This window comes from Ligilactobacillus equi DSM 15833 = JCM 10991 (genome assembly GCF_001435735.1).
GTDB lineage: Bacteria > Bacillota > Bacilli > Lactobacillales > Lactobacillaceae > Ligilactobacillus > Ligilactobacillus equi.
This window is the reverse complement of record NZ_AZFH01000176.1, coordinates 1-633: the sequence shown is the minus strand read 5'-3', so window position 1 is coordinate 633 and position 633 is coordinate 1. Positions and strand designations below refer to the sequence as shown.

Here is a 633-nt window from a genome sequence, read left to right as displayed (position 1 = left end):
TGCAGACCAAACATCCGTACTAGTATCTTCCGTATTTTTTCCGACATAACGTGAAACAATTGAAATTTGATTACCACCAATATAATTAAGTTTAGAAAGATTAAAAATAACATCATAACCGCTAACTTCAGCATTAGTAATTGTTGGATATGCTTTTCTTACATCACTTCTTATTATTCTTTTCGCTGTTGCAACATTTGTGGTGTTACCAACCTTAACCCGAGCAATTTCATGTCCACGAGTATTATCGAATAAAATGATATATTGGTCTCGTCTAGAGTTTGAATAATCACTCGCATGCCAACCACTCACATGAAGTAAATTTTTATCGATAGAAAAATTATCTACATAGCTAACATTTTCAAAAGGCTTAAATGAATTAGACCAACGGTCTGTTCTTTGACCCTCCCCGTTACGTGCATCATTGGAATAACGTGCCACTAATTGGATGGTATGGTTGACTAAATTATAGCTTGATAAATCAATATTTAAGTTAAAGCCACTATATTTGGCATTGTAAATCGTTGGGTAAGCACGTTTTACATCGGCACGTTCAACAGTATTATATTGTTGACGTTTAATTTCACGATTGGTAGTTGCATCATAAACAATCATCCAAGCGGATTGTTGACT

1 pseudogene is annotated in these 633 nt (G+C 34.3%); it reads right to left on the bottom strand.

Annotation, left to right across the window (positions count from 1 at the left end):
* Window positions 1–633 (bottom strand): annotated as a pseudogene (locus tag FC36_RS12235) (hypothetical protein); the annotation flags it as partial.